Source organism: Aquabacterium sp. UBA2148 (assembly GCF_002328915.1).
GTDB lineage: Bacteria > Pseudomonadota > Gammaproteobacteria > Burkholderiales > Burkholderiaceae_C > Aquabacterium > Aquabacterium parvum.
This window is the reverse complement of record NZ_DCXA01000181.1, coordinates 1-323: the sequence shown is the minus strand read 5'-3', so window position 1 is coordinate 323 and position 323 is coordinate 1. Positions and strand designations below refer to the sequence as shown.

Here is a 323-nt window from a genome sequence, read left to right as displayed (position 1 = left end):
ACCTGGATGATGCCCTGGTCGTTGGCGTCGAGCTGGCGGTTGCTCTTGCCCAGCTCCACCAACTGCTCGAAGTTGTGCGCAACGGAGTCGCCCGTCTTCTTGTTGGCGTCCTTGACGGACTTGGCCAGGGTGTAGAACTCGGTGCGAAAGCGCTGCAGGTCCAGCGGGCTCGACACCACCAGGCGGATCTTCTTCTTGGTGTGCGCCAGGATTTCATCCACCCAGGCCACGTCCAGCGGCTCGCAGGTGGCGATGGTGATTTCGGTCAGGCTGACCTGCACCGGCAGGGCCTTGCGGCGCTCGGCGTAGTTGATGTACATGAC

General features: G+C 62.5%; 1 pseudogene. It reads right to left on the bottom strand.

The features are described from left to right. Window positions 1-323: pseudogene (locus tag B2W70_RS10125) on the bottom strand (type II/IV secretion system protein); the annotation flags it as partial.